At 64.7% G+C, this 20,294-nt stretch carries 22 protein-coding genes, 1 tRNA gene and 2 pseudogenes; 11 read left to right on the top strand and 14 right to left on the bottom strand.

The window, feature by feature from the left end:
• The 5 genes from Mlute_RS09085 to Mlute_RS09065 form a co-directional block, all read left to right on the top strand.
• On the top strand, positions 1-538 hold a 538-nt coding region (locus Mlute_RS09085; RefSeq protein ID WP_147371052.1), incomplete at its 5' end, for an NAD(P)/FAD-dependent oxidoreductase.
• A 190-nt stretch (positions 539-728) separates the two neighbouring features.
• Positions 729-1,541: an ABC transporter ATP-binding protein gene (locus Mlute_RS09080; protein WP_119360373.1), complete on the top strand. Its 813-nt coding sequence runs from the start codon at positions 729-731 to the stop codon at positions 1,539-1,541.
• A gap of 43 nt (positions 1,542-1,584) precedes the next feature.
• The gene (locus Mlute_RS09075; protein ID WP_119360372.1) at positions 1,585-2,412 is read left to right on the top strand and encodes an ABC transporter permease; all 828 of its coding nucleotides are present in this window, start codon (positions 1,585-1,587) and stop codon (positions 2,410-2,412) included.
• A gap of 26 nt (positions 2,413-2,438) precedes the next feature.
• Positions 2,439-3,161, top strand: coding sequence for an ABC transporter ATP-binding protein (locus Mlute_RS09070; protein WP_119360371.1), 723 nt, complete (start codon positions 2,439-2,441; stop codon positions 3,159-3,161).
• Entirely contained in the window at positions 3,158-4,345 is a 1,188-nt protein-coding gene (locus Mlute_RS09065; protein WP_119360370.1) for an ABC transporter permease, read from the top strand. Before Mlute_RS09070 ends, Mlute_RS09065 begins: the two co-directional genes overlap by 4 nt.
• On the opposite strand, the gene mqnC is transcribed toward Mlute_RS09065, so the two are convergent.
• From mqnC to rpsB, 9 genes are all read right to left on the bottom strand, one after another.
• Positions 4,342-5,475: a cyclic dehypoxanthinyl futalosine synthase gene (mqnC, locus tag Mlute_RS09060; protein WP_119360369.1), complete on the bottom strand. Its 1,134-nt coding sequence runs from the start codon at positions 5,473-5,475 to the stop codon at positions 4,342-4,344. The two genes, Mlute_RS09065 and mqnC, sit on opposite strands and share 4 nt — an antisense overlap.
• A 29-nt stretch (positions 5,476-5,504) precedes the next feature.
• Positions 5,505-6,137, bottom strand: coding sequence for a glycosyltransferase family 2 protein (locus tag Mlute_RS09055; RefSeq protein ID WP_119360368.1), 633 nt, complete (start codon positions 6,135-6,137; stop codon positions 5,505-5,507).
• The gene (locus Mlute_RS09050) at positions 6,138-7,151 is read right to left on the bottom strand and encodes a M50 family metallopeptidase (RefSeq protein ID WP_119360367.1); all 1,014 of its coding nucleotides are present in this window, start codon (positions 7,149-7,151) and stop codon (positions 6,138-6,140) included.
• Positions 7,148-8,281, bottom strand: coding sequence for a 1-deoxy-D-xylulose-5-phosphate reductoisomerase (gene dxr / locus Mlute_RS09045; protein WP_119360366.1), 1,134 nt, complete (start codon positions 8,279-8,281; stop codon positions 7,148-7,150). The genes Mlute_RS09050 and dxr overlap by 4 nt, the downstream gene beginning before the upstream one ends.
• Positions 8,282-8,305: 24 nt before the next feature.
• Positions 8,306-9,166 (bottom strand): phosphatidate cytidylyltransferase, encoded by an 861-nt coding sequence (locus tag Mlute_RS09040; protein ID WP_182482515.1) that lies wholly within the window; start codon positions 9,164-9,166, stop codon positions 8,306-8,308.
• Position 9,167: 1 nt separating this feature from the next.
• A complete protein-coding gene (gene frr / locus Mlute_RS09035) occupies positions 9,168-9,725 on the bottom strand; it encodes a ribosome recycling factor (protein WP_119360365.1) in 558 nt (185 codons plus the stop codon).
• Between the two features lie 91 nt (positions 9,726-9,816).
• Positions 9,817-10,521: a UMP kinase gene (gene pyrH / locus Mlute_RS09030; protein WP_119360375.1), complete on the bottom strand. Its 705-nt coding sequence runs from the start codon at positions 10,519-10,521 to the stop codon at positions 9,817-9,819.
• A gap of 92 nt (positions 10,522-10,613) precedes the next feature.
• Positions 10,614-11,204 carry a translation elongation factor Ts gene (gene tsf, locus Mlute_RS09025; RefSeq protein ID WP_119360364.1) on the bottom strand — a complete coding sequence of 197 codons (591 nt, stop codon included), beginning with the start codon at positions 11,202-11,204 and terminating at the stop codon, positions 10,614-10,616.
• Between the two features lie 15 nt (positions 11,205-11,219).
• Positions 11,220-11,957 (bottom strand): 30S ribosomal protein S2, encoded by a 738-nt coding sequence (rpsB, locus tag Mlute_RS09020; RefSeq protein WP_119360363.1) that lies wholly within the window; start codon positions 11,955-11,957, stop codon positions 11,220-11,222.
• Between the two features lie 165 nt (positions 11,958-12,122).
• Here rpsB and Mlute_RS09015 point away from each other — a divergent pair.
• Positions 12,123-12,197: transfer RNA gene (locus Mlute_RS09015), tRNA-Ala, on the top strand.
• Between the two features lie 26 nt (positions 12,198-12,223).
• Here the strand turns inward: Mlute_RS09015 and Mlute_RS09010 are convergent.
• Positions 12,224-13,153, bottom strand: coding sequence for a CobW family GTP-binding protein (locus Mlute_RS09010; protein ID WP_119360362.1), 930 nt, complete (start codon positions 13,151-13,153; stop codon positions 12,224-12,226).
• 3 nt (positions 13,154-13,156) lie between these two features.
• The gene (gene pheA, locus Mlute_RS09005) at positions 13,157-14,005 is read right to left on the bottom strand and encodes a prephenate dehydratase (RefSeq protein ID WP_119360374.1); all 849 of its coding nucleotides are present in this window, start codon (positions 14,003-14,005) and stop codon (positions 13,157-13,159) included.
• 68 nt (positions 14,006-14,073) lie between these two features.
• Between pheA and Mlute_RS09000 the strand changes: the two genes are divergently transcribed.
• From Mlute_RS09000 to Mlute_RS08980, 5 genes and pseudogenes are all read left to right on the top strand, one after another.
• Complete coding sequence (locus tag Mlute_RS09000; protein WP_119360361.1) at positions 14,074-15,096, top strand: lipid II:glycine glycyltransferase FemX; 1,023 nt, start codon at positions 14,074-14,076, stop codon at positions 15,094-15,096.
• 44 nt (positions 15,097-15,140) lie between these two features.
• A complete protein-coding gene (locus Mlute_RS08995; RefSeq protein WP_119360360.1) occupies positions 15,141-15,710 on the top strand; it encodes a hypothetical protein in 570 nt (189 codons plus the stop codon).
• Positions 15,707-16,621, top strand: coding sequence for an LPS-assembly protein LptD (locus Mlute_RS08990; protein ID WP_119360359.1), 915 nt, complete (start codon positions 15,707-15,709; stop codon positions 16,619-16,621). The genes Mlute_RS08995 and Mlute_RS08990 overlap by 4 nt, the downstream gene beginning before the upstream one ends.
• Before the next feature lie 39 nt (positions 16,622-16,660).
• On the top strand, positions 16,661-17,311 hold the full coding sequence (locus Mlute_RS08985; protein ID WP_119360358.1) for a DUF502 domain-containing protein: 651 nt from the start codon (positions 16,661-16,663) through the stop codon (positions 17,309-17,311).
• 38 nt (positions 17,312-17,349) lie between these two features.
• Positions 17,350-18,713 (top strand): annotated as a pseudogene (locus tag Mlute_RS08980) (acetyl-CoA hydrolase/transferase family protein).
• Positions 18,714-18,715: 2 nt separating this feature from the next.
• On the opposite strand, the gene Mlute_RS08975 reads toward Mlute_RS08980, so the two are convergent.
• The 3 genes and pseudogenes from Mlute_RS08975 to Mlute_RS08965 form a co-directional block, all read right to left on the bottom strand.
• The gene (locus Mlute_RS08975; protein WP_119360357.1) at positions 18,716-19,684 is read right to left on the bottom strand and encodes an NADPH:quinone oxidoreductase family protein; all 969 of its coding nucleotides are present in this window, start codon (positions 19,682-19,684) and stop codon (positions 18,716-18,718) included.
• A gap of 20 nt (positions 19,685-19,704) precedes the next feature.
• Positions 19,705-20,034 carry a YraN family protein gene (locus Mlute_RS08970; protein WP_119360356.1) on the bottom strand — a complete coding sequence of 110 codons (330 nt, stop codon included), beginning with the start codon at positions 20,032-20,034 and terminating at the stop codon, positions 19,705-19,707.
• A pseudogene (locus Mlute_RS08965) lies at positions 20,031-20,294 on the bottom strand (PASTA domain-containing protein); the annotation flags it as partial. The gene Mlute_RS08970 and the pseudogene Mlute_RS08965, both read right to left, overlap by 4 nt.

Below are 20,294 nucleotides of genomic sequence, written 5' to 3'. Positions count from 1 at the left end.
GGCCTGGGCGGGGGAGGTAGGGCGCCGGGCGGGGCTATCTATCCCCGTTGAGCCGGCCCGCCGCATGGTCTTCTGTACCGCGCCCACCCCGTGCCCTCACGCATACCCCCTGACCATTGACCTTCATAGCGGCTTCTGGTTCCGCTCCGAGGGGAACCGGCTGATTTTTGGCCGCAGCAACCCAGCCGACGTGGGCTTTCGCGAGGGGATGGACTGGGCCTGGCTCGAGCCCACCCTGGAGGTGGGCCTGGCCCGCTTTCCTTGGCTGGGGCGCCTCCAGCTTGACCGCAAGGCGAGTTGGTGGGGCTACTACGAGGTTACCCCTGATCACAACCCCATCCTGGGCTGGATGCCGGGGGTGGAGGGCTGGGTCAACGCCTGCGGCTTCTCCGGCCATGGCGTCCAGCAGGCCGCCATGGTGGGCCGCCTGATGGCCGAGGAAATTGCCGACGGGCGGGCCCACAGCCTGAACATAGATGCCCTGCGCTACGAGCGGTGGGTGGAGGGTCGGGGATTTTCCGAGGGGAACATCGTCTGAGCAGTTGACAGCCCTGCCCTCTGGATGTAGGCTATGGAGCGGTGAAGCCATGATTCGCGTTTGCGCCTGATTGCCCCTTGCCCCAACCTGCCTATAACCGCTGGCGGCCTTGGGGCCGCCGATTTGTTGGGAAGGCCTGGCCGGCCTTCCTAGGCCCTCAAGCCTTGCTTGACTCAAGACGGGAGAACCTGTGCTGATTCTCAATCCCACCCAGACCGAACTGGCCATTGAGGTTTCCGACCTCAAAAAGGTCTTTCGCAAGCGCGAGGGACTCTTTGGGCCCCTTAAGGAGGAGTGGGCCCTCAAAGGGGTCTCTTTTCATGTGCGAAAGGGCGAGACCTATGCCCTCCTGGGGCCCAATGGTTCGGGTAAATCCACCCTGATTCGCATCCTATCCACCCTGCTGACCCCTGATGGCGGCACGGTGCGGATGCTGGGCTACCGGCTGCCGGAAGATGAGGCCAAGCTGCGCCGCAAGATGGGCCGGGTGAGCGTGGACGCGGCTTTCTACAAAAAGCTTTCGGCCCGCGAGAACCTACTCTACGCCGCGCAGCTTTATGGCTTGGAGCCCCGCCAGGCCGAAAAAAGGGCCATGCAGATTCTGGAGCAGCTGGGCTTGGAGTCCCGTCGCTTTGATGACCCCCTCGAGGAGATGAGCCGGGGCATGCAGCAAAAGATTTCCATCGCCCGGGCCCTCCTAATCAACCCGCCGCTTTTGCTCCTCGACGAGCCCACCACCGGCCTCGACCCCAAGAGCCGCCGCGACGTGCAGGCTTTTTTGGAAGACCTGCGCGCCCGCCAGGGCACCACCATTCTCCTTACCACCCACGACATGGCCGAGGCCGAGCGGCTGGCGCACCGCATCGGCTTCCTGGCCCACGGGCGGCTGGTGGCCGAGGGCACTGCGGATGAGCTAAAGCGCCGGGCGGGCACCGCCGACCTAGAGGAAGCCTTCATCGCCCTCACCGGGGAAGAACTGAACGATGAGGCGGGCCAACCGTAGCGGCAGCCCCCTCCATCTTCACGTACGAACGAAGGGAGTCCTTATGCTTGAACGATACCTCCGCCCCATGTGGGCCTTTGTCTTCCGCGACTGGCACCTGACCCGGCGCTACATGAGCTGGGTGGCGGTGTTCGTGTTTTATGCCATTGTCAACTCGGCCACTATTGCCCTCATCGGCAAGGCCCAGGACGACTTTCGCCTGACCCTTACGCTCTTGTTGGGGGTGCTCTTGTGGTCGTTTTTGTCGGCCATGTACAACGAGATTGCCAACTCCATCAGCTACGAGCGCTGGGAGGGGACGCTCGAGTACACCTTTATGGCCCCGGCCTCTAGGTTTATCCACCTTGCTGGGGTCTCCCTGTTTGCCGTGATGTACAGCGTTGTGCGCACCATCGTGATCCTGGTGGGGCTGGTGCTCTTCATCCAGGTTCCGGTGAACGGGGCCAACCTGCTGGGGGTGCTGGTGGTTTTGTTGGTGGGCAGCCTGGCCTTCATGGGCCTGGGCCTGATGGCCGCCATTCTGCCGGTGATGTCGCCGGAAAACGGGGCCCAGGCCACCAACATCTTCCAGGGGGTGTTGCTCCTGGTCTCGGGCATCTACTACCCGGTGAGCGTGCTGCCCTCCTGGGTGCAGCCCCTGGCCTACCTGAGCCCGGCCACCTACGCCCTCGAGGCCTGCCGCAAGCTGATGGGCATCAACCACCCCGACTCCACCCCGGACAGGCTGGTAGGGGCCCCGCTCTCCTCGGTGCTGCCCGAGCTGGGCATTCTCCTCTTGATGGGCTTGGTCTTGATTCCCTTGGGGCTTTGGGTCTTTCACGCCGCCGAGGTGTGGGCCAAGCGCACCGGCCGGCTGAAGCGCACCGGGTAGGCCTCGAGCTTTGGTATTCTGGCAGGGTGATTGAGGCAAAGGGGCTTGGGAAAAGCTACCGCAGGTTCCAGGCGGTTCGGGGTGTTTCCTTCGAGGTACGACCCGGAGAGGTCTATGGCCTGTTGGGGCCCAACGGCGCTGGCAAAACCACCACCCTGCGAATGCTGGCCACCCTGCTCAGGCCCACTGCGGGCAGGGCCAGGGTGGCGGGCTTTGACGTGGTACGGCAATCGCTGGAAGTACGCCGCAATTTGGGCATTGTGAATGGCGGCATGAAGGTCTACGACAAGCTGACCGGATACGAGGTGCTCGATTTCTTCGGCAGCTTTTACGACCTGTGGGGGGCCAAGCTCAAGGAGCGCATCGCCTGGGCCGCCGAGCTGCTGCGTATTGAGCGGGCTGTGCTGAGCAAACAGGTGAAGGACATGTCCAGCGGCATGCAGCAGAAGATCGTGATTGCCCGGGCCATCCTGCACCAGCCGCAGGTTCTGCTGCTGGATGAGGCCACCGCGGGGCTGGACGTGTTTGCCCGGCGAGCCTTGCTGGATTTTGTCAGGCAGTACGCTGGCCTGGGCAAGACCCTGGTCTACTCCACCCACGTGATGAGCGAGGCCGAGGAGGTCTGCGACCGGGTGGGGTTCATGAACAAGGGTTTGCTGGTCTATGAGGGCAGCCTCCAAGAAGCGTTGGCGCTGGGTTCAGGGAACCTCGAGCGAGCCTTTATTCGCAGGCTGGAGGAGGTCGCGTGAACGAAATCCTGATTATCGCCCGAAAGGAGCTTCTGAGCGTGGTGCGCGAGCGCCGGGTGCTCTTCACCACCCTGGTTCTGCCCATTTTCGTCATGCCGTTGCTGATGTTTGGCCCCATTTTGCTCTTCGGTAATGTCGCGCAGAAAACCCAGGAAAGCGTGCAGAGGGTGGGGGTGGTGGGGGTTCCGGTGGAGGTTCTGGAGGCGCTGAAGAGGGCTAAGGTAGAGCCTGTGCCGGTTGCCAACCCCCAGGAAGCCGTACAGAACCGCGAGGTTCAAGCCGCCCTGATTTACGAAAACGGCCGCTACACCCTCTACGGCCGGCTTTCTGGCGGAGCCACCCAGAGCGCTTTGGTGGTGGAGAAGGTGCAAGGGGCGCTCCGGGCCTACAAAGACCAGGTGGTGGCCGAGCGCCTGCGGGCCAGGGGCATCGGGACAGAGCTGCTCGAGCCCTTCCGGCTCGAGATCGAAGACGCCTCGCGTGAGCAGGAGCGGGCCGCCGGTCTTTTTGCCTTCTTAATCCCCTACTTCCTGGTCTTGTTCATCCAGACGGGGGGGATGCCGGTGGCGGTGGACGCCACGGCCGGGGAGAAGGAGAAGGGCACCCTCGAGGCCCTCTTGGCGGCCCCCGTGCCCCTGATGCAGATTCTGCTGGGCAAGGGGCTGGCGGTATTCGTGATGTCGCTGCTCTCAACCCTGGCTGCTATGACCGGGCTTTTGCTGGGCGGGGGGATGCTCCGTAGCGCTTTCTCCGCGCAGCTCCAAGCGCTTCAGCGGGAGGAAAACGCGCCCCAGTTGGGGGGTGCTCTGGCCCTAGACCCGCTGGGCTACCTTTCCATCCTGGTCACGGCGGTGCTGTTCGCCCTGCTCGTCATCGCCCTCATGATCTCGCTGGGCCTGTACGCCCGCAGCTACAAGGAGGCCCAGAGCTACATGAGCCCCCTGATGCTGGTGATGCTGGTGCCCATCCTGTTCCTTCAGTTTTCCGATTTTCTGAAATTGCAGGATTGGTTCTTTGTCCTGCCCTTTGTGAACGTGGTGCTGGCCATTGACAGCATCGTCAAGGGCATGGTCACCGTTCCTCAGCTCGGCATTACCTGGGCCTCCACCCTGGTTTTCGCCGGGCTAGCCCTCTACTTGGCCTACCACAGCTTCCGGCGTGAAGACGTGGTTTTTCGCAACTAAGCCAGCGGTAGGGGCGCCGGTGGTTTTTCGGCCAGAACCGCTTCCACATCGGGGTAGCGCAGGATGTTGTAGTAAGGGTCCCGCTCGGCCGGTGTGAAGCCCGCGTCGGCGATGTGGCGGACGATCTGGCGCACGGTGGCGTGGGTGCGGTTGTGGCCGGCTGCCACGCTCACCACGTTCTCCTCCAGCATGGTGGAGCCAAAGTCGTTGGCTCCGTAGTAGAGGGCCACCTGGGCCACCTTAAAGCCCAGGGTAGGCCAGCTCGCCTGTAGGTTGGGGATGTTGTCCAGGGCGATGCGGGCGATGGCGAGCTGGCGCAGGTACTCGTGGGCGGTGGCCCCGGGGGCCTTGCCCTTGAGCCGGGTGTGCTCGGTCTGGAGCGTCCACATGGCAAAGGCCGCGAAGCCCTGGCCGTATTCCCGCAGGGCCTTGTCCTGTTGGGCGCGGATTTGCAGCAGGTGCTCAACGCGCTGCTCGTAGGTTTCGCCAAACCCGATGACCATGGTGGCGATGGTGTAGAGGCCCAGGCGCTGGGCGGTGTCCAGGATACGGAACCAGTCGCGGCTCTTGATGCGGGCCGGGGCGGCTTTGGCCCGCACCTCGTCCACCAGAATTTCGCCCCCCGCCCCTGGCAGGCCGTCCAGACCGGCCTCTTTGAGCTCGGTGAGGAGTGCCTCGCAATCGCGGCCGGTGAGCTTTTCCAGGCCCAGGATTTCCTCCGGGCTAAAGGCATCAATCCGCACCTCGGGGTAGTGGGCTTTGAGGTAGCGCAGCAGCTCGAGGTACCACTCAAAGGGCAGGTCGGGGTTCACCCCCCCTTGCATCAGGATGCGCCGCCCGCCAATCTGCATTAGCTCCTCTATCTTCCGCCCAATTTCTTCAAAGGAGAGTACGTAGGCGTCGGCCTGGCGCCGGGTGCGGTAGAAGGCGCAGAAGTTGCAGGCCACGGTGCAGATGTTGGTGTAGTTGATGTTGCGGTCAATCAGGTAGGTGACCACCTGGGGGTTGCTGCGCTTGAGCCGCAGCTCGTGGGCGGCTGAGGCCACTTCGGGCAGAGGAAGGTAGAAGAGTTCTAGCAGCTCGTCTTTGGAGAGGCGTTCGCCCGCTACAGCCCGGCTCAGGGTGTCCATAGGCCTATTTTACCGAGGGGCTCGTTGGGCTAGGCCCGGCTTCTGCTGCCCAGCCGATACAGCACCAGCTCGGCGTACATCCGAAGGCGCATGAGAAAGCCCTTCCAAAGGCCCCTTTTTTGCTCTTTCATCACCTGGCTGGCCCCTTTTAGCTCAATGTACGCCCACCTGGCCCCGGTCCGGGCTAGGTGGTCGGTGATGGCTGGTTCGGGCCAGCGGTGCGCGGTGAGGTTGGGCACGCCCCGCAGCCACTCGGTCTTGCAGGCCCGCTGGCCGGAGAGAAAGGGGGTGGCCCGGTTGCCGATGTCGGTCATCAGGCCACCCGACTTGAAAATCCCGATGGCCATCTCGAGAGTCCCTTTGCGCACCGGCTCCAGCATCTGTTCTAGGTGCTCGGGCTTTAGGCCCACCAGGTCGGCGTCCAAGAGCACCAGGTAGGGGGTCTTGACCTGGGCCAGCCCGTGGGCCAGGGCCGCGCTTTTGCCCTGGTTTTGGTCTAAGCGCAGCACGGAGGCACCGGCTGCCCGGGCTGCCTGGGCGGTGCGGTCGGTGGAGCCATCGTCCACCACCAGCACCGCCAGGCCCGCCTCCCGGGCCACGCGCACCACGCTCCCGATGCGGGCCTCTTCGTTGTAAGCGGGGATGAGCGCTGTGGTGTCCATCTAGCCGCCCACCAGGTTGCGCAGGTCATTGATGGTGACGAGCACAATCAGGAGGATTAGGAACAAGAATCCGCCGTAGGCCAAGCGGGCCTCGAGCTCTGGACGGATGCGCCCCCCGGTGAGGGCGTTGAGGCCCAGCACCAGGATACGCCCCCCGTCCAGCCCTGGAATAGGCAGCAGGTTGAAGACCGCCAAGGAGAGGTTGATGATGGCCAATAGGCTTAGAAGGGCGGCTGGCCCCTGCTGGGCCGCTTGTCCGGTGATGCCAACGATCCCCACCGGCCCCGCCACCCCTTGGGTCTGCTGGCCAGCGAGGATGCGGGCCAGGCTGCCCACCAGCTCCTGCACGAAGCGGGGGGCCGCGCCTAGGGTTTCACCCACGGTTCGCCCCAGGGCCTGGAAGAAGTTGAGCCGGGTGTAGCCCACCACCTCAGCCCTGTAGACGATGCCGAGCCGTTCCTGGGTGCCATCCCAGTAGAAGCGCACCGTGGCCTCGGCGCCGTCGCGCAGCACCACGAAGACCTTTTCTCCCGGGCTTTGTCGGAAGCGGGTTACCTGGTCGTAGGACTGAAGCGGCTCCCCGTTAAGGCTCAGGATGCGGTCGCCGACCCGGAAGCCAGCCTGCTCGGCCAGGCTTCCGGGCAGCACTTCCGTCACCACCGCCCGGGTCTGGGGCACGCCCTGTACCGAGGCCAGCCCGGCCAGCACCCCCCAGGCCAAGGCCAGGTTCATCGCCACCCCGGCCACCAGGATGAAGAACTTGCCCAGGCCCGAGAGCCGGGCGTAGCCGTGGGTATCCCCCGGCATCATCCCGTCAATCTCGGCGTAGCCCCCTAGGGGGATGGCGTTGAGCCGCCAGGTGGTCCCCCAGCGCTCGAGCTTGAGGAGGGTAGGGCCAAAACCCACCCCAAAGTTTTTGACGCCCACCCCTTGCAGCCGGGCTGCCAGGTAGTGGCCCAGCTCGTGCACGAAGATGCTGATGGAGATAATCAGTAAGAACCAGAGGAAGCTCATGGGGTTTCCCTTACGCCCAAAAGGGCCCGCGCCAGTCTGCGGGCCTCCAGGTCAGCCGCAAACACATTTTCCCAGGTAAGCTCGCCCCTAGGGGTCTGCTGCAACACTTTTTCCAACACCCGGGGGATTTCCAGGTAGCCGATATGCCCTTGGAGAAAAGCCTCCACCGCCACCTCGTCGGCGGCGTTCAGCACCACCGGGGCCAGCCCGCCCATCCTCCCCGCCTCGTAGGCCAGGGCCAAAGCTGGGAACCGCTGGGTGTCCGGGGGGAAGAACTCCAGCCGCTCTGGGATCGGTGCCTCCCGCAAGGGGGTAGGGGGGCGGTGGGGGTAGGTGAGGGCGTACTGGATGGCCAAACGCATATCGGTAGGCCCGAGCTGGGCCTTGAGGTTGCCATCCTGAAAGCGCACCATGGAGTGGACGTAGGCCTGGGGGTGGATGAGTACCCGGACCTTCTCCACCGGCACCCTGAAGAGCTGCACCGCCTCCAGCACCTCCAGGCCCTTGTTGAAGAGGGTAGAGGAGTCCACGGTCACCTTGGGCCCCATCCGCCAGCGGGGGTGCTTTAGGGCCATCTCGGGGGTGACCCTGGAGAGGTCGGCGGGTTCGCGCAGAAAGGGGCCGCCCGAGGCGGTCAGAATCAGCTCGGCTATGTCCTGGGGCGGCTCGCCGAGGAGGCTTTGAAAGAGGGCCGAGTGTTCGGAGTCCACCGGGAGAATCTCCGCCCCGCTCCGTTCTGCCTCTTGCCAGAGAAGCGGGCCCGCCGCCACCATGCTCTCCTTGTTGGCTAGGGCCAGGCGGCGTCCTTGGGACACCGCTGCCCGCACCCCAAGCAGCCCCGCCAGCCCGGGCACCGCGCCCACCACCACATCGGCGGGCCAGGCTGCCACTTCCTGGGGCTCCACCAGATTCAGTCTGGGAAAGCGGGCTTTTAGCTCCGGCAGGATGGCGGCGTCGGCGGCCACTGCCTCCGGCTGGAACTCGCTGATCTGGTCACAAAGCAGTTCCAGGTTCTTCCCAGCCAGCAACCCCACCACCCGGTAGCCCCGCCAGCGGCAGACCTCGAGGGTCTGGGTACCGATTGAACCGGTGGAGCCCAGCACCACCACGCGTTTGGGGGTCTCGCTCATCTGGGAACTAGTCTACCGGCTGGCTCAGAGGAGGATGGTCAGCAGGTAGTAGGTGAGGGGTGCGGTGAAGAGGTGGGAGTCAATCCGGTCCAATAGCCCCCCGTGGCCGGGCAGAAAGTAGCCCGAGTCCTTCACGCCGCAGTAGCGCTTGAGCATGGACTCGGTTAGGTCGCCGAGCTGCGCGGCGAAGGAGAGCACCAGGTTGACCACGAAGAGCTCCACAGGCCGAAAGAGGGCGAAGGGGCTTTCGGGGTAGACCGAGCGCACGATGGTGGTGAAGAGAAAGAGCAGGAGAAAGCTGGTGAGGATACCGCCTATGGCCCCTTCCACCGTCTTCTGCGGGCTGATGCTGGGGGCCAGCTTGCGCCGCCCGAAGTAGCGGCCCACGAAATACCCGCCTATGTCGTTGGAGAAGCTGCTGATGAGGGGTAGGGCGAGTATCCAAAGGCCAATCTCGTCGTTGGGGGAGTGGCGTAGGAGGAGAAAGAACCCCAGTGTCCAGGGAAGGTACAGAAAGGCCATCAGGCTGTAGGCAAAGCGCTCGATGTTGGCCCCCACGATGAGCTCCGCGCTGAAGGCTCCGATTAGCACAAGCCCCAAGGCGATCTCCCGCCAGGGCACGCCGGGGTAGATGTCGTGAAGCTGGGGCAGACTGAAAAGGAGCATCACCAACCCCCCGCCCACCAGAAAGGCCATGTTGAGCTCTACGCCGCGGTTTCGCAGCATGTGCCGCAGCTCGAGCGACCCCAGCACCAGAATGAGGACCAAGGCCAAAAACAGGAAGACCCGGCCCTCCCACAGCACCAGGAACAACACCAGGACCCCGATGAGCGAGGAAGCTACCCGGGTAGGCAGACTTGGGTCGGGCGGGGTTTGCTTGGGCACGTCAACTGCCTAGGATTTCCTGCTCCTTTTTGTGCAGCGCTTGGTCAATCTTCTGGATGAACTCGTCGGTGATTTTCTGGATTTCCGCCTCGGCCCGCTTTATCTCGTCCTCGGAGAGGTGCTTTTCTTTTTCCAGCTTTTTGGCCTTGTCAAGGGCCTCGCGCCGGATGTTGCGCACCGCGATGCGGGCTTCCTCAGCGTGGTGCTTGACCATCTTGACCAGGTCTTTTCGCCTCTCCTCGGTGAGGGGGGGGATGTTGATGTAAAGCGCATCCCCTTTGTTGGTAGGGTTGAGCCCTAGGTCGGAGTCGCGGATGGCCTTCTCAATTTCCTTGAGCAGGCCCGAGTCCCAGGCCTGCACCACCAGGGTGCGGGGGTCGGGCGAAGAGACCGTGCCCACCTGGTTCAAGGGGACCAAGCTGCCGTAGTACTCCACCTTGATGCCGCTCAGGATGGCCGGGTTGGCCCGGCCGGTGCGCAGGGTGGAGAGGTGGTGCTCCAGGGCCTCCAGCGACTTTTGCATGTGCTGACGGGTTTCGTTGTAGAGCTCCTTGAGCATGGGAACCTCCTTCGGTGGGGATAGCTTACCCCTAAAAAAGGACCTTTGGCAGCGTGCTCTAAAATGGCGCCGCCCGGCCGGCGCGGGGCGTTTAGCTGTGCACCAGCGTACCCACCCGCTCCCCTCGGATAATCCGCTCCAGATTGCCCTCGGTGAACATGTCAAAAACCACAATGGGCAGATTCTGCTCTTGGCAAAGGGCCATGGCGGTAGCGTCCATCACCTGGAGGCCCTCCACCAGGGCCTGGTGGTAGGTGAGGTCGTCGTACTTGCGGGCCTGGGGGTTCTTGCGGGGATCGTCGTTGTAGACCCCGTCCACCTTGTTCTTGGCCATCAGCACCGCGTCCACGTTCATCTCTAGGCCCCGCAGGGCCGCGGCGGTGTCGGTGGTGACGTAGGGGTTGCCCGTGCCTCCTCCAAATATGACCACCCGGCCTTTTTCCAGGTGCCGGATGGCCCGCCGGCGGATGTAGGGCTCGGCCACCTGGGGAATGGTGAGGGCGGTTTGGACACGGGTAGGGATGCCGATGAATTCAAGCGCGTCTTGGAGGGCCAAAGCGTTCATGATGGTGGCCAGCATCCCGATGTAGTCTGCGCTGGCCCGGTCCATGCCTACCCCTTGCCGCGCGCCCCTCCAGAAGTTGCCGCCGCCCACCACGATGGCCACCTGAACCCCGAGCTGATGGGCCTTGGCCACTTCTTGGGCCAGGGCCTTGGTGGCCTCGGGCTGGATGCCGAACCCGTTTCCGCTGAGGAATTCCCCTGAGAGCTTGAGCAGGACCCGTTTGTACCTGATCGGGCCTTTTAGGGTTGAACCCGGTTCCATGAACCCCCCTACGAAGAAAGGGGCCGAAAGCCCCGCGACTTTCGACCCCCAATCCGCATGGCTTACGCCCCCACTTCAAAGCGACAGAAGCGTTTGACCTGGATGTTCTCCCCAATTTTGGCGATGGCGGCCTGGATGAGCTCCCCCACCTTGATTTTTTCGTCTTTCACAAAGGGCTGCTCCAGCAGGACCACCTCCTCGTAGAACTTGCGCAAGCGTCCCTCGGCGGCCTTCTCGGCGATGTTCTGGGGCTTGCCCTCGTTTAGGAGTTGCTGCACGTAGATGGCCCGCTCCTTCTCCAGGTCTTCTGCCGAGACCTCCTCTTTGCTGATGTAGCGGGGGTTGGCCATGGCGATGTGCATGGCTAGGTCCTTGGCCAGGCGCTGGAACTCCTCGTTGCGGGCCACGAAGTCGGTCTCTGAGTTGAGCTCCACCAGCACCCCTACCCGCTGGTTGTGGTGGATGTAGTAGCCGATGATGCCCTCCCGGGCCTCGCGGTCGGCCTTTTTGGCGGCCTTCAGGGCCCCCCGCTCGCGCAGCAGGACGGTGGCCTTTTCCATGTCCCAGCCCGCGTCCTCTAGGGCCTTTTTTACATCGCTCATGCCTGCGCCGGTTTGTTCACGGAGTTTTTTGACTAGCTCGAGCTGGCTCATAACCTCCCCCAGGGCTTAGGCTTCCGCTACCGGGGTCTCCTCGGTCTCTGGAGCGGTGGCCTCCCGGCCGCCGCCCCGGGCCTCTACGATCAGGTCGGTCATCCGGCTCACAATAAGCTGAATGGAGCGGATGGCGTCGTCGTTGCCGGGGATGATGAAGTCGCACAGGTCAGGGTCGGAGTCGGTGTCCGCCAGGGCGATGACCGGGATGCCCAGCTTGCGCGCCTCCCGGACCGCGATGGCCTCCTTGGTGGGGTCCACCACGAAGACCGCGTCGGGCAGGCGGCGCAGCTTGCGGAAACCCCCAAGGTTTTTCTTGAGGCGCTCGAGCTCGTGCTTAAGCCGCACCTGCTCCTTCTTGACCCGCTCTTTGATCTCCTCCGACTCAAAAAGGGCCTCCAGCTCTGCCAGCCGGTTGACCTGGGCGGTGATGGTGCGGAAGTTGGTGAGCATGCCTCCCAGCCAACGCTGGTTCACGTAGGGCATGCCGGCCCGTTCCGCCTCTTGCTGAATAATCTCTTGGGCCTGCTTCTTGGTGCCCACGTAGAGGATAGTGGCCCCCCGCATGGCCAGGTCCTGCACGTACTTGAAGGTGCGCTCGAGCTCCACCATGCTCTTTTGCAGGTCAATGATGAAAATCCCATTGCGCTCTGCGTAGATGTAGCGCTTCATCTTGGGATTCCAGCGCTTGGTCTCGTGCCCGAAGTGCACCCCGGCTTCCAGAAGCTCCTTGATGGATACGTTCACGGCCATGTGTTCTCCTAACGGGACGGTTGGAGTGGGCGTTCCTTTGGCGCCTTGGCGGGCCTCCCCGGGCACCGTTCCCTACCCCCCGGGGCCGCTTTTGGCGCACCCAAAGGGCAAGTATAGCCCAAAGCCGCCCTTTACGGAAGTCCGAGGGGTTGCTATACTCCCTGCGGGGGCGTAGCTCAGCGGGAGAGCAGGTCCTTTGCAAGGACAAGGTCGGGGGTTCAAATCCCCCCGCCTCCACCAGAATTCCCCAAATTCGCCAGGGGCCCTCAGAGCCCTCGGAAGGCTTCCTCGTACTCCCTTTGGTCTAGGTTCCGTCCGATGACCACCAGTTCGGAGGGGGCCTCGGCCGGGCGGTCCGACTCTTCCAGGCTGAAAATCTCCCGCACCGACTGGAGGAGTATCTGCTGCTTGAAGCCCCTCACGCTCAGGTAGCCCTTGGCGCGGAAGACCGCGTCTGGCCGCGCGATAAGGTACCGGTCTATGAAGGCGTTGACCCTATGGCGTTCCAGGGGCCTGGTGGCCCTCAGGGTGAAGGTCTGCAGGTGGGGGGTGTGCAGGTGGTGGTGATCCTGGGGCGGCCAGTCAGGGTGAAAGGAGCGCAGCCTAAGGAGCTGCTCGGGGGCTACCCGGGCTCGAGCGGTGGGGTAGACCTTGGCCAGGGGATTTATCCTCTGGACCAGCGCCTGGGCCTCGGCCACCTGGGGGGGGCTGGATAGGTCAGTTTTGTTGAGCACCACCGCCCCGGCGTAGGCGAGCTGCACGGCCCCTTCGGGGACCTCCCCTAGGGTGCGCTCGAGGTTTCGCGCGTCGGCCACCCCGATGATGCCGTCAAGCTCAAAGCGGGTGCGGGCGAAGGGGTCAAGCAGGGTCTGGGCCACGGGCACCGGGTCGGCCAGCCCCGATAGCTCAATCAGGATGTGCTCGGGCTTTTCCTTCCGACCGGTGAGCCTGAACAGTGCCGAGATTAGGTCCTCGCGCCCCACGCAGCATAAGCAGCCGTTGGTCAGCTCGGCCACCCCGTCGGCGTCCACGTTTTCTATGAGCGAGCCGTCAATGCCGGTCTCCCCGAACTCGTTGACCACAACCCCGAAGCGGAGCTTGGCGCTTTGCACCAAGTGGTTGACCAAGGTGGTCTTGCCCGCGCCCAAAAAGCCGCCCACCACGGTTACCGGAATGCGCTTCTGCGGTTCTCCCATGGGCTAGTCCTCCGGGTCTTTGAGGAAGCCCCAGCTCGTGACCGCCGGATAGGAGCCCAGCACCTTTACGAAGGAGGCCCGGCGCAGAAGGGTCAGGAGGGCTTGGGAGGGGCCAGGGTCTTCGGCGTGGCCCTCAAAATCGGCGTAGAAGATGGGTGAGAAGGGCCGGTCAGGGTTGCGGCGGGGACGGGACTCGAGCTTGGTGAGGTTGATGCCTTGGTCGGCGAAGGCCTTGAGCGCTGCCAAGAGTTCGCCTGGGCGGTGGCGGGTGGTGAAGACCACCGAGGTCTTGTAGGGGCCCTCCCGGCGGGGCCAGTCCTCCCGGGAGAGGACGAAAAAGCGGGTATAGTTGCCGATGAAATCCTGGATGCTTTGGGCCAGCACCACCAGGCCGTAGCGCTCCGCTGCCCGACGGCTGGCGATAGCCGCCAGCCCCGGCTCGGGGTTCTCCGCCAGCGCCCTGGCCGCCCCCGCGGTGTCGTAGACCGGGATGGCCTCGAGCTTGTAGCGGGCGATGAACCCGTCGCACTGGGCCAGGCCCTGGGGGTGGCTGATGACTTTTCGAACGTCCTCTAAACGGGTCCCGGGTGGGGCCAGCAAGCAGTGGTCCACCTTCAGCACCAGCTCCCCCACCACGTGCAAATCGGTCTCCAGGAGGAGGTCGTAGGTTTGGTTGATGATGCCGGCGGTGGTGTTCTCCACCGGCACCACCCCCAGGTCCACCTCCCCTTCGGTCACCGCCGAGAAGACCTGGTGGAAGGTGGGCAGCCCAATCGTCTGGGCCCCTGGGAAGGCCTTTAGGGAGGCCTCCTCGCTGTAGGCGCCTTCGGTCCCTTGGAAGGCGATGCGCATCATGGTTGCCACATCCGCCAGTATACCTGGGCTTGACCGGGGGCCCGCGGCCTCGGGCATAATCAGGCGTGCTGCGGATTGAGCCGGTTTCCCGTGCTGAGGAGTGGAACCCCCTGGTGGCCTCTTTGCCCATCACCAGCGCCCTGCAGTCGTGGGGTTGGGGGGAGGTCAAGCGGCTTTCGGGCTGGCAGCCCGAGCGTCTGGCCCTTTACGAAGGGGACACCCTGGTGGCCGCAGTGCAGCTCTTTCGCCGCCGGTTTTGGGGTCCTTTTTCCATGCTGTACGCCCCCCGGGGGCCAGCCCTGCGGAGGGTAGAAGACCTGCCTAAGGTGGCCCAGGCGCTGCGCCGGGTGGCCCAGGGAGCGGCCTACTTAAAGCTCGAGCCAGAGACCGGCCAGCCGGCCTCGGAACCGGCCCCGGTTTTCCCTGGGCTGCGCCCCAGCGAGACCATCCAGCCTGAGTACTCGGTATGGCTCGAGCTCGGCCTGGGCCGGGAGGGGCTGCTGGCCCAGATGGAGGGCATGCACCGGCGGAACACCCGCCTGGCCGAGAAGCGGGTGGTCGCCAGTATAGAGGGCGAGGAGGCCTTTGAGGAGTTCTGGGCCCTTTTTGAGGAGACCAACCGCCGGGCCAGACTGCGGCAGCACGCCAAGGCCTACTACCAGGCCGTGCTGCGGGAGATGAACCAGCCTTTGGGACGGGCCTTCATCTCCATCGCCCGCCTGGAGGGGAAGGCCCTGGCCGCGGGGCTTTTCGTGGCCTTCGCGGGCCGGGTTGATTACCTCTACGGGGGCAGCTCCCGCAAGAACACCAACGCCAAGGCCCCCAACGGGATGCACTGGAGGGCCATTCTCTGGGGGGTAGAACACGGATACCACACCTACGATCTTTGGGGCGTGCCCCGCAAGCGTGAGGGCAGCCACGCGGCGGGGATTGACAGCTTCAAGGAGGGCTTTGGAGGTCGGCGGGTGCGTTTTCCGGCCTACGACCTGCCCCTCTCGCCCCTGTACGTGCCGCTCACCAAGGCCCTGCGGCTGCGCAAGAGCTGGATTAACTACCGCACCCGCGGAACCCCGCGGGACGTCCTTTAAGCCCCCTTCACGCTTCTTAGCCGCCCTGTGCCTACCCTCTAGCCGTGGTTCGTGCTGCCGTCGCTGCTTTGGTTGCAGTGTTGCTGCTCTCCCTCTACCTGGCCAGCCGCCCGCTCCCCACGCCCGCTGTGCCCGAGCGAGGGGTTAGGTTGGAGGACGTCCGGCTTACCCTCTACCCGGAGCAAGACCCGCAGTCCCGCTGGGAGTTTGCTGCACGGCAGGTTGAGCAGGACCCCAGCACCCGGGAGGCCCGGGTCATAGGGTTGGAGTCGGGAAGGCGCTTCGTGGAGGAGCGGTTGGATTTGCGGCTTTACGCCCCTGAGGTGACCATAGACCGCTCGGACAACCTGCGCCTGCCCTACGCCCGGGTGGAGATTCTCAAGGGGTGCTACACGGTCCACCTGGGGAGCCCAGGGGAGCCGCCGGTGGTCATAGACCAGCGGGAGGGCTTCCGGGCCCCCAGCGTTCACATCACCGCGCCCAGCCTGGAGGTAAGGGGCAAGGACTTCAAGAGCGACTTCGGCATAGAGAACCCGAGCTGGCGTGACCCCGTGGAGCGGTTCATCTCTGGGGGGGAGCAGCCGCCCTGTCCAATTGAAGGGGGTAGTTCATGAGACGCCTTGGCTTTCTGCTTTTCCTTCTAGCCTTGGCCGTTTTGGCCCAGACCAAAGAACAGCGCATCATCACCATTGAGGCCCCGGGGGGGCAGCGTTCTGGGAACCTGCGGATGGGGCCTTGGGTTTACGAGGCGGGCCGGCCCGGTGGGGTGATCGGGCGGGTCAAAGACCTGGAGATTAGCGCGACTCGAGCCACCCTCGAGGCCCCCCAGGGCAAGACCATGCAGGAGGCCGAGGGGGAGCGGGTGGCCTCATTTGAGGGGGGTGTGACCGTCAAGCGGGACCGGATGACCGCGAGCGGCCCGCGCCTGGTCTACCGCGAGAGCAACGGACGGGGGGTGCTGGAGGGGGGGGCGCGCATGCGCCATGAGCCCAAGGAGAAAGGCGGTGACCCGGTGGAGGTGACGGCGCCTCGGATGACCTTTGAGGTGGACACCAACATCTCCACCAGCGAAGGGGGCGTAGCCCTCAAGAACGGCCGGCAGGAAGGTCGGTCGCAGCAGGTCTACTACGAGGAGGAGCGGGGCCTGGCGGTTTTCAACGACGAGAAGGAGGTGGTGCTGGTCCGCCACCGGGAGGGGAAGGGGGACCTCATCATCCGGGCCAAGGAGGTGCGCAGCCTGACCGAGGAGAAGCGTCTGCTGGCCACGGGTGGGGTGACCCTGGTGGATGGGGACATCACCACCACCGGGGTGCGGTTGGTTTACAACGACAATACCGGAGAGGCCACAGTGGTAGGGGGGCGGCTGGGCAACCAGGACGTTCCAGCCCGGAGCGTGAACGCCAAAGAGCGCGCGACCCTCTCAGGAGGAGCCCTTTTGCACAACGTGAACCGCTCCCAAGTACGGGTGCTGGCCCAGGTGCCCAGGCTGCCGGTGGGCGATTTCCGCAAGCAGGGTGAGCCGTAGAGTCCGTCGCCTTACGCGGTAAACTTGGGCGTAAGGCTTATGGGCAACCGACTTCGCCGCTACTTTTTCGCGGGGCTGCTTTCCACTTTGCCCATCGCGGTAACTCTTTATGTCCTGGTTTGGGTTTACAACTGGTCCAACGGAATCATTGAGGGCGTTTTGCGGGCCATTGACGCAGAGCCGGCCCGCTGGATGATGCCCTTCTTGCCCATCCTGGCCATTGTGGCCACGCTGGGGCTGGTGACGCTGGTGGGTATGTTGACCAACAACTATGTGGGCCGGCTGCTGTTTGCGGCTTTGGATCGGAGCATAAAGGCCATCCCCCTGGTGCGGGAGGTTTACAAAGCCGTGCAGCAAATTGCCCAGACCTTGCTGGGCCAGCCCGAGATGCAGTTTCAGCGGGCAGCCCTAATTGAATACCCCCGCAAGGGGCTCTATACCCTGTGCTTTATTGCCAGCTCCCAGGTGGGCCGTCGGCTCTCCCCCCTGCCGGAGGGGTACACGGTGGTGCTGGTGCCTACGAGCCCGGTGCCCGCCTCGGGGATGGCCATCATCGTGCCCACCGCCGATGTAATTCCGTTGGACATCAGCATAGAAGATGCGCTCAGGTACGTGGTCTCGGCGGGCTTCATCCTTCCCGAGGAACGGGCCCGGCAGCTTTGGGCCAACCCCGGCCAGGCCCAGCTTTGAGGTCCTTTTGCCCCGCGGACCGGGGGTAGCATGGGGACATGAAGCGCATCTCCCGGACCGGCAAGGCCCTCGGCCGCAGCGAGGTGGAGAAGCTATACCGGAGCAGGTTGACCGACCTCGAGACCGCCGCACGGTTGGTGCGGAGCCACTCCAGGGTGTACGTTTCGGGCAACGCCGCTACCCCCACCCCACTTCTAGAGGCCCTGTCGGCCCGCAAGGACGAGCTAGAAGGGGTGGAGCTGGTCCATGTGCTGCAGCTCGGCGCCGACCCCTTTCTGGCCCCAGAGATGGAGGGCCACTTCCGCCGCCGCTCGCTTTTTGTGGGGCCGGCCGACCGGGAGGCGGTCAACAGCGGGCGGGCTGATTACGTGCCCATTTCGCTGCACCAGATTCCCTGGCTCTTCAAGCGGGGGTGCTGCCGCTGGATTACGCCCTGGTGCAGGTCTCTCCCCCGGACGAGTTTGGTTTTGTAAGCCTTGGGGTGGAGGTCATCGCCACCAAGGCGGCCATTGAGACCGCCCGGCGGAGCATCGCCCTGGTCAACCGGCGCATGCCCCGCACCCTGGGGGATACCTTTGTGCACATCTCCAAGTTCGCGGCCTTCGTGGAGGCGGACTTCTCTCTGCCGGTACTCCCCCGCGAACCCTATGGCGAGGTGGAGGCCCGCATAGGCCAGTACGTGGCCGACCTGATTGACGACGGGACTACCTTGCAGCTTGGCATCGGGGCTATTCCCGACGCGGTGCTGGCCCACCTTACCGGGCGGCAGGACCTCGGGGTACACACCGAGATGGTCTCGGATGGGGTGATGGAGGCTTTGGAGCGGGGCGTGGTAACTGGGCAGCGTAAAACCCTCCTGCCTGGCAAGGTGGTGGGGACTTTTGTGCTGGGTTCGGAGCGGCTCTACCGCTTTGTCCACAACAACCCCCTCTTTGAGATGCGGCCCGCCGACTGGGTCAACGACCCCTTTGTGATAGCCCGCAACGAGCGCATGGTCGCCATCAACTCGGCCCTAGAGGTAGACCTTACCGGCCAGGTTTGTGCCGATTCCATCGGCACCCGGATTTACTCGGGCTTTGGGGGGCAGCTTGACTTCATCCGTGGAGCTGCGGCCAGCCCCGGGGGTAGGCCCATCATTGCGCTGCCTAGCACCGGCAAAGGGGGCAGTGTGAGCCGGATTGTCCCCTTGTTGCGGCCTGGGGCCGGGGTGGTGACCACCCGGGCCGATGTGCACTACGTGGTGACCGAATACGGGGTAGCGGAGCTGTTCGGACGTAGCCTGCGCGAGCGGGCCCAGGCCCTCATCCAGATCGCGCACCCTCGGTTCCGCGAGGAGCTCAGCCGGGCGGCTTTTGAGCGGGGGCTGCTGCCCCGGGTCTACCCGGGTTTTGGGCCTCCTTAGGGCTAGGGCTCGAGGATCACCTTGCCGGTGTTCCTTCGGCTCAGGATGAACTCAAAGGCCCGGGCGGCCTCTTCCAGCGGGAAGCGCTCCCCCACGATGGGGCGAAGCTGGCCCGAGGCCAGCTGGGGGCTTAGGAACTCGGTGGCCTCCCGCATCGCCTTGGGGTCGCTCAGGAAGGGGGTGAGCCAGACCCCAATCACGCTCTGGTTGCCCTTCATCAGGGCGACCGGGTGCATCTGGGCCAGGCTGCGGGAGGCCGAGCCGATTACCAGCAGGCGGCCGCGGTAGGCCAGCATGCGCAGGCTCTGGGCAAAGCCGTCCCCTCCCACCACCTCCATCAGCAGGTCTACCCCGTGGCCTCCAGTGGCCTCCTTCACCGCCTCAACCAGGTTTTCCTGGGTGCTCAGAAGGGCTACCTCGGCCCCCAGGCGACGGCAAAGCTCGAGCTTCTCCTCCCGGCTGGCCAAGGCCACCACCCTAAGTCCCAAGGCCCGGGCCACCTGGATGGCGGCGGTTCCCAAAGCCCCGGCAGCGGCCTGGATGAGCACCCACTCGCCGGGCTGGGCCCGCCCCTGGACGACCAGGGCGAAGAAGGCGGTCAGGTAGGAGACGGGGAAGGCCGCGGCCTCGGCCGCGCTCCACTGGGGGGGAACGGCGAAGACCGCCTGGGCTGAGGCCAGGGCGTACTCGGCGAAGGCCCCGCTGCCCAAAGCGGCCACCCGTTGGCCTACCCGAAGCCCCTTGACCCCCTCGCCCAGCTCCTCGATCACCCCAGCGAACTCCATCCCCGGCACGGTGGGGTAGCGGGTGCGGGTGAGGTACTCCCCAGCTACGTAGAGGATGTCCGCAAAGTTAAGCCCTGCGGCCTCCACCCGGATGCGCACCTGCTGGGGGCCAGGACGGGGTATGGGAAGATCGGCCAGCCGGAGCGCCTCGGGGCCACCGGGTTGTTCTACCAGTATGGCTTTCATGCTGCCCAGCATAATGCCCCTTAGGGCTCGAGGTGCAGGTGCTCGAGGCGGTAACGCTCCTTGGTGCCGTAGACCAGGACGGCCTCAAAGCGCACCGGGGCATCGTCCCGTCCCAGCAGGTGCAGCACCGACCGGTAGATGCGCTGGTACTTGGCCGGGGTAAGGGCCTCCAGGGGGGTGCCGAAGGCCGCGCTGCGGCGCTGCTTGACCTCCACCGCCACGTAGACCGGCCCATCCTGCATCCACAGGTCTATCTCCCCGTAGGGGGTGCGGCGGTTCCTTCCGAGCAGGGTGTAGCCCTTTTTCAGCAGGTAACGGCAGGCCAGCGCCTCGGCCCAAGCCCCCCTCATAAGGGGCTCTCCACCGTGAGCTGCCCGTTGACCACCACCCGCAGGATTGCGCTGCCCCGCACCACCACCTCCTGGTTGAAGCTCCAGGGCTGCTCCACCGGACCCTCAAAGAGGGTGTTGACGATGACCTCGTCTTGTACGGTGATGACTACTACGGCGTTGGGCAGGTTCTCGGGCAGGGTGTAGCTCACCACCACCCGGCGCTCTACCGGGCCAGAGGGGGTCGGGGTGGTTTGGCTGCTCGAGGGAGGCTCCGGGGG

The sequence above is a fragment of the Meiothermus luteus genome, assembly GCF_003574085.1.
Lineage (GTDB): Bacteria > Deinococcota > Deinococci > Deinococcales > Thermaceae > Meiothermus > Meiothermus luteus.
This window is presented reverse-complemented; position numbering and strand designations above follow the sequence as displayed.

What these genes read in the sequence shown, in the direction of transcription:
- Mlute_RS09075 (WP_119360372.1), top strand. Translation starts at nt 1,585, where the DNA reads ATGCTTGAACGATACCTCCGCCCCATGTGGGCCTTTGTCTTCCGCGAC.
- mqnC (WP_119360369.1), bottom strand. Translation starts at nt 5,475, where the DNA reads ATGGACACCCTGAGCCGGGCTGTAGCGGGCGAACGCCTCTCCAAAGAC.
- Mlute_RS09055 (WP_119360368.1), bottom strand. Translation starts at nt 6,137, where the DNA reads ATGGACACCACAGCGCTCATCCCCGCTTACAACGAAGAGGCCCGCATC.
- Mlute_RS09050 (WP_119360367.1), bottom strand. Translation starts at nt 7,151, where the DNA reads ATGAGCTTCCTCTGGTTCTTACTGATTATCTCCATCAGCATCTTCGTG.
- dxr (WP_119360366.1), bottom strand. Translation starts at nt 8,281, where the DNA reads ATGAGCGAGACCCCCAAACGCGTGGTGGTGCTGGGCTCCACCGGTTCA.
- frr (WP_119360365.1), bottom strand. Translation starts at nt 9,725, where the DNA reads ATGCTCAAGGAGCTCTACAACGAAACCCGTCAGCACATGCAAAAGTCG.
- tsf (WP_119360364.1), bottom strand. Translation starts at nt 11,204, where the DNA reads ATGAGCCAGCTCGAGCTAGTCAAAAAACTCCGTGAACAAACCGGCGCA.
- rpsB (WP_119360363.1), bottom strand. Translation starts at nt 11,957, where the DNA reads ATGGCCGTGAACGTATCCATCAAGGAGCTTCTGGAAGCCGGGGTGCAC.
- Mlute_RS09010 (WP_119360362.1), bottom strand. Translation starts at nt 13,153, where the DNA reads ATGGGAGAACCGCAGAAGCGCATTCCGGTAACCGTGGTGGGCGGCTTT.
- pheA (WP_119360374.1), bottom strand. Translation starts at nt 14,005, where the DNA reads ATGCGCATCGCCTTCCAAGGGACCGAAGGCGCCTACAGCGAGGAGGCC.
- Mlute_RS08990 (WP_119360359.1), top strand. Translation starts at nt 15,707, where the DNA reads ATGAGACGCCTTGGCTTTCTGCTTTTCCTTCTAGCCTTGGCCGTTTTG.
- Mlute_RS08985 (WP_119360358.1), top strand. Translation starts at nt 16,661, where the DNA reads ATGGGCAACCGACTTCGCCGCTACTTTTTCGCGGGGCTGCTTTCCACT.
- Mlute_RS08975 (WP_119360357.1), bottom strand. Translation starts at nt 19,684, where the DNA reads ATGAAAGCCATACTGGTAGAACAACCCGGTGGCCCCGAGGCGCTCCGG.
- Mlute_RS08970 (WP_119360356.1), bottom strand. Translation starts at nt 20,034, where the DNA reads ATGAGGGGGGCTTGGGCCGAGGCGCTGGCCTGCCGTTACCTGCTGAAA.